The sequence below is a fragment of the Argonema antarcticum A004/B2 genome (assembly GCF_023333585.1).
Classification (GTDB): Bacteria; Cyanobacteriota; Cyanobacteriia; order Cyanobacteriales; family Aerosakkonemataceae; genus Argonema; species Argonema antarcticum.
In genome coordinates this window covers 23,271-29,481 of the sequence record NZ_JAIQZN010000086.1, presented here as the reverse complement: position 1 = coordinate 29,481, position 6,211 = coordinate 23,271, and the positions used below count along the sequence as shown (strand labels likewise).

Here is a 6,211-nt window from a genome sequence, read left to right as displayed (position 1 = left end):
CCCCCCCCCCCCCCCCCCCCCCCCCCCCCCCCCCCCCCCCCCCCCCCCCCCCCCCCCCCACCCCCCCCCCCCCCCCCAAAGCCCAGAAGAAAAGCTTTTCGTTTCAACCAACTACTTATAACCACACCCGTTTTCAAATTAATCAAACAAACACAACCAAAACTTTTGGGAGTATCACCATGCCATCTACCACTACCAGCAAACTAGACAACTACAACTTCTCCCCACTCACTAACAGCAAAACAATCAAACTAGCCAAAGAAATAGTAGAACTCGGTTCGGCCCATGCCGCCGCACTCGGTAAAATCAATGAACTTGCACTAGAACTGGGCTACAAACTACTCGACCTAGAGAATGCTATCGGCAATAGCGAAGTCAAACAAATCCTCTTTCACTGCTTCCCAAAAGAAATTGTCCGCTACTTTAGAAACCTACTTTGCCAAGCACAGCTAATCGAAAAATGCCCCAACTTGTACTCGCGCATCCTCGAAATGCCCATCTGCCATACAGCCATACTACTAGCAGGAACAGAAGAGCAAATCGTACAAATCCTCACCAGCGACACCAAATGGACAGTAGAACTGCTCAAAGAACGCTTAAAAGCCGATAATTCATCCCCGGCGCTACCAATACCAGAAATCGCAATCAATGCGCCAGTAAAAATCATCGCAGATGCCCCAGGCTACTCAGGAGAGATAGCAATAGTCCAGAACATCACCAACGATGTAATTGCAATTAAACTGCATTCAGGAGAAGTTGGCGAATTCCACATCAGCGAAGTCAAACCATTATGCCCCGACACATATATTGAACTCATCAAAATCCTAGCCACCTCAAATAGCTTGCACGCTTCATTCAAAGCAGCAGCAGACTCCGGTGACGAACGGTTGCAGAACGACATCGAAAACAAACTCAGTAAACTAGACAAATGCCGCCGTCAATTAATAGCCAGACTGGGATTAACCGACAAAGCAGCAAAGAACCTCGCCACTTATGCAACCGCATCTATTAGCGTAGAGGAAATTGCCACCCAAGAGAACTGCAATAGCACCTGGAGAGTCTGGAACATCGTTGAAGATGACCGAGAACCCATCATAGCCAAAGCACAACTACTAGCCAAACTGAGAACCAAACAAATTTTGGCACAACCGACACGAGCAGAGCTAGCAATAGCCTGTGCCACCATCTTACACAAATCCACCACCAAACATTCAGGTGGCGGCATTCCCATCAGTACCAGAGAATACAGCGAATTAACCGAACTGGTACAAGAAAAAGACTCAACAATACAACAACTCAAAGTCGAACTAGACAACGTAAAAGCGCTTCAAGCAGCAGATAAAAAAGACACAGAAGCGCCCATCTCTGACCGATTAGATGATCTGCAGCAAGAGATGGAATCTCTTCGCCAATCATATCAGTCAATTGAGCAGGAATACAGCAGGGCTATGACTGAATTAGAGTCGTACAAACAACTGGTGGAAAAACAAGCCGACCAAATCGACTCCCTCACTAATAGCAATCCAAGTGTTGCTACTACTCCCCCCATATTCCAACCCAACGACATCGTGCGAATAGTAGAGAATCCCAATAATGCCCTAGTCAATGAAATCGGGATATTCAAAGAAGTAGAAATTGAAGATACCATTTGTGGGTCAAGAGAAAAAGCCGTGGTAGTTTTAAAACCGGGGACAAAATTTCAATTTCCAGCCCGCATCGGTAACTACGAACAATCCCTCGCTAAAATTCAGCTAACCACAGCCGAATTTAAACTCTTGGTAGAAGCAGAAGAACTAGCGCGTCAAAATCAAGACTTAACCGAATCAGTCAACTACAAAGAAGAGAAAATAGATTTAGCCATCTGTCAAATCGGTGGTTGTCTCAATCGACTTGGCGTACCAGGTTGGTATGAAAAAGGCGTATATATTGACCCAGAGGGATATACTTATTCAGATGCACGGGCGTTAGAAGAAGGAGTCAAAGCTATCATTGAAATTCTCGTCAATATAGAGGCACAACCATCTTACTCAGTACAGCCTGACGAAGATATCGAATTTTAGAACAAAACGTAATGCCACCCTACTGTGGGCTTGCCGTACTTAGTCACAGCATCCTGTCAATAAATCAGGGGACAAATAGCCATGTTAATAGAATCCAAGGCTTTCGATTATGAGGGCTATTACAACTGTGCATCTTATTGTTGGCTCAGAATATATTTCAGCCCCCAACAAACAGTAGTTATAGTCAGCGAAAGCGAAACGAACTCAGGTACTTCCATCACAAATATGATAGAAGGAATAGCTACCCTAGTGTCATATCAATACGAACTTGATGTCCAAAAAACAATCTGGATAGAACATTATCCAGAAGAATTTAATGGTAGAAGCCCTCTGTTTGCTGAGTCGTTTAGTTTGGTTGAATTTGATTGGGGCAGCTACTACGCTTTTCCCTACCAGCGTGCGATTCAACCAATCAAACTCAAAGCCAGCAATCCCCAGTGGAAACATATCGACAAAGAAAAAGTTGAGCAATTAATTGGCATTGGATTGGATGTAATCAAATGAAAAAAAATCGCCCTAAAATCAGATTGCTCATCATCAAGTAATCAAGGAGATAAAAAGTATGAAAAACTTACCATGTTGGTTAAAAGCCAAAGCTATTGCTGTAGCAGAAGTGCTGATTGCGGATGGATTTTGTTACTGCGGTAAAGAGGAAGAATTCTGCGTTTTCGACGAACGCCTAGAAGCTGTAGGCGACTGGTTAATAGGTGGTTGGGAGTGCAGCATCGATGCTATTACGGACGGTGCGCTGTTTTCCAAGGATTATAGCTTGTGCGACAACTACAATAGCGATGCAGAAATAGAGCGAATTAAGCAAGCGATCGCTCAAGCTGAATTAGAGTGGGACTCCGGCATAAATGCAGGTCAATTAAGCTTATTTGAGGTGTCGCCATGATTGAGGCTTTTACAATCTATTTACAAATAGTCAAATATCAATAATAGTAGCCAAATGAAAACTTACGTAGCTGAATTCGCTGAGTACTGGTTGCCGATTAAGAGAACCATATCGCCTTCTTCCAAACAAGGCGATACTTACATTGTTGAAGACTATGCAACTTTCGTAAAAATTACGATGACGCAGAAATACAAAAGGTCTGGAGTTCAGTTTACTCGCGATGTATCGGCCATCATTAATTGGATGTATAAATCATCGCCTGATTGGGCAGTGGTAATGTTAAAGGAAATCGAACGAGAGTGGAAAACAGAACGACAAGAACAAAGTTATAACAATGGTGCACATATCCCATCCACAAAAGACCAGCGTCAAACCACTCTATACCCAGGTCGTAATAGATGGTAACAAAATAATTCAGCATTTTTTTTCAGGACTTACGCAACTGTCACAAGCACTTTTTGCACCATGTACCAAAAGATTAGACAATAAACATCGGAACATTGGGGCGTTTCAGTTGCTCAATTAAATAATATGAAAGCCCGCCGTTTATTGGGAACAAACAACGCCGCGCCATTTGACGCGCCCTCTTAGACGCATATTACGCCAAATTTTACGGCCTCACTCGTGACGAACTTTGTTATATACTAGATCCAAGTGATATTTATAGCCCAGACTTTCCCAGTGAGATGTTTCGGGTTTTGAAGAATATTGAGATTAACAAGTTTGGGTAGGAGCGCACCCAGCGTTTAGTATTGACCGCATGGGATATGTTAGGGTTTTAATAGGTAAGTAGTAGCGCTTTAGCGCCATCTTGTGCAAAAGCACTACAAGGAGATAAAAAACATGACAGCATTAATTTTAAACAATCCAGAAACTGCACCCATCACCGATGAGCAATTTTATCAACTTTGTATTGCCAACCGCGAATTAAAATTAGAACGTACAGCCAAAGGAGACTTAATTATTATGCCACCCACTGGAGGAGGAACTGGAAAACGCAACTCAGATATTAACCTAGATTTAGGTTTGTGGAATCGGCAGACTCAATTAGGCATTGTCTTTGACTCCTCTACTTGTTTTAAACTCCCTAATGGTGCAGACCGTTCCCCAGATGCGGCCTGGATACCCTTAGCAAAATGGGAATCCATCACCCCCGAACAGCAAGAGAAATTTCTGCCTATTTGCCCTGATTTTATCATCGAATTGCGCTCTCCTAGTGATTCTTTAAAACCCCTGCAAGAAAAAATGCAAGAATATATTGACAATGGCACTCGTTTGGGTTGGTTAATTAACCGTAAAAACCGCCAAGTTGAAATTTATCGCCAGGGAAGGGAAAAGGAAATTTTAGAGAATCCAACAACTTTATCAGGAGAAGATGTTTTACCCGGATTTGTTTTAGATCTTTCATTAATTTGGTAAAGTTTATTGCCACAGAATGAAGTAGCGATCGCACTCTTCACCATGTACCAGTTGTGTAAGGACTGTATTTTCATAAACCTTAATATAGTCGTGGCTATTTGGTCACGGCTTTTTTAGTGAATAAATATTGTAGTTTTACAAAATATTATCAGTAATTATAGACTGGCAAACTCTTGAATTTGTTGACATTGTAATTTAGCTAATGGTTAAACTACCAAAAATATGATTGCTAACTATTAAAATAGCGAATAGGCTAATGAAAGTAATAGTGGTAACGAGACTCGCAGTTTAATTACATCTAATAAAAGTGTCAGTCTCGCGGTAGTTTCAAATGTCAACCCTCAGATATGCAATTCCAGCAGAACAAATACAGCCTCAGACCAGAAAAGAGCTAATGCAAAGGTATGCTCCATCAGCTTTCAAGGCGCTATCCAGAAACAGGCTGGAGCATTACAGAGTAGCAGCAGGAGTATCAAAAATCCCAGCCGGACACAGCTTTAAACCAGAGCAAGTCCAAATGATAGACGAACTATTCATCGCCATCCGAAACAAAATCCTCACCCTAGAGAATTTTGTGAGAGAAATAACTGACCCAGGATGGACATTAGATGGATGGTTACGCCAGAACTGGAAAATGACACTCCTAGATTTATTGAAATCTCCCCGCAACAAGTTGGGGTTAGACCACACAGTAACGATTCAAACCATTTACCGATTACAAAAGGAGCAACAATCAAATGGCGACCATACAAGAAACTGCGCGTGAAATTTCGCAACTCTTCAACAACCAACCCTGCCCCATAGAAGACCTGAAAACTCTCTGTCAACTCCTGGGTATCGAAATCAAAAATAACGAGTTAATGGGAACTGTCGAATTTCAAAACAAACCAATGGATGCTAAAGCATTTCTATTGGCACTAGCGCGTACTGTCAAGCAAAATGGTGTAGATACCAACTTTATCGAAGGCGCATTGTCATACTTACAAGCACGCGGTATTGGTGAAACTCAAGAAGAATCGATCGCATCTTCAGACTTCGATCTCAACGCCTTCCGCACCCAAGTGTACGGCACAGCTGAAGCTCCAGCCGGTTCCAACCTCGACTTCATCTTCTCTAAGCAAGAAGAAGGTCAGCAATTGGCCGAAGAAGCCTTCATGTCAGGACGATTTGTCGCCCACAAAACCTACGAAGAACTCCAAAAAAAAGGGGTTACCGGAGATCGCAGCGAAGAATTAGAGGTTCACTACGGCGCAACCTTTCAGGGACTGAGCCAGCGCTCGAGTCAAAACATTCACAACATCGGCTTCTCGCGCATCTACAACTGGATACAAGCTCAAACAACCCCCCAAGCAGCGATTGGCATCTCACACCAGAAGGAGCCGCAGCTGCCGGGTCAGAAATAGGGACTTGGGTGGCGATGGAGGTAAACGAAGCCGCTAATGTATTAACCCGTGAAGTAACAGAAGCAGCGTTATGGGGAATTTGCGCCACCAGCATCGGCGCTCTAGGCGGAACGGTAACAGCGGCGTCTATCGCAGTCAGAAACAATACCCCCGAACCAATCCGACCCACCATCGGGGGCACTATAACCGGAACAGCGCTGGGCGCATTAATAGCACTAATAGTGATTTTCAACAAAAAGAGGGAATTATGCTCGGATTAATCGGCAACGCACTCAAAGACGCCTTAGTAGGCATGATTCTCAATCTGGCAGGTAACTCGCTGGTAGGAACAATTACAGGGGCGGGCATCGCGCTTTGCCTCAATCCAGTTGTAATAGCAGGTGCGATCGCGATCGGTTTAACGGCTGGACAAATATTGCGAATGGTGACCTGAG

General features: G+C 43.6%; 9 protein-coding genes. All 9 read left to right on the top strand.

Annotation, left to right across the window (positions count from 1 at the left end):
* Positions 1–179 precede the first annotated feature (179 nt).
* The 9 genes from LAY57_RS27535 (at position 180) to LAY57_RS27495 (ending at position 6,210) form a co-directional block, all read left to right on the top strand.
* Positions 180–2,060, top strand: coding sequence for a hypothetical protein (locus LAY57_RS27535; RefSeq protein ID WP_249070370.1), 1,881 nt, complete (start codon positions 180–182; stop codon positions 2,058–2,060).
* Between the two features lie 249 nt (positions 2,061–2,309).
* Positions 2,310–2,564: a hypothetical protein gene (locus LAY57_RS27530; protein ID WP_249070369.1), complete on the top strand. Its 255-nt coding sequence runs from the start codon at positions 2,310–2,312 to the stop codon at positions 2,562–2,564.
* 58 nt (positions 2,565–2,622) lie between these two features.
* On the top strand, positions 2,623–2,955 hold the full coding sequence (locus tag LAY57_RS27525; RefSeq protein ID WP_249070368.1) for a hypothetical protein: 333 nt from the start codon (positions 2,623–2,625) through the stop codon (positions 2,953–2,955).
* A gap of 54 nt (positions 2,956–3,009) precedes the next feature.
* Entirely contained in the window at positions 3,010–3,360 is a 351-nt protein-coding gene (locus tag LAY57_RS27520) for a hypothetical protein (protein WP_249070367.1), read from the top strand.
* A 438-nt stretch (positions 3,361–3,798) separates the two neighbouring features.
* On the top strand, positions 3,799–4,374 hold the full coding sequence (locus LAY57_RS27515; RefSeq protein WP_249070366.1) for a Uma2 family endonuclease: 576 nt from the start codon (positions 3,799–3,801) through the stop codon (positions 4,372–4,374).
* Positions 4,375–4,705: 331 nt separating this feature from the next.
* Entirely contained in the window at positions 4,706–5,140 is a 435-nt protein-coding gene (locus LAY57_RS27510) for a hypothetical protein (protein ID WP_249070365.1), read from the top strand.
* Positions 5,112–5,777, top strand: coding sequence for a hypothetical protein (locus LAY57_RS27505; protein ID WP_249070364.1), 666 nt, complete (start codon positions 5,112–5,114; stop codon positions 5,775–5,777). Before LAY57_RS27510 ends, LAY57_RS27505 begins: the two co-directional genes overlap by 29 nt.
* A 14-nt stretch (positions 5,778–5,791) precedes the next feature.
* Complete coding sequence (locus LAY57_RS27500) at positions 5,792–6,037, top strand: hypothetical protein (RefSeq protein ID WP_249070363.1); 246 nt, start codon at positions 5,792–5,794, stop codon at positions 6,035–6,037.
* Positions 6,025–6,210, top strand: coding sequence for a hypothetical protein (locus LAY57_RS27495; protein ID WP_249070362.1), 186 nt, complete (start codon positions 6,025–6,027; stop codon positions 6,208–6,210). The genes LAY57_RS27500 and LAY57_RS27495 overlap by 13 nt, the downstream gene beginning before the upstream one ends.
* The last annotated feature ends 1 nt before the right edge of the window (position 6,211 follow it).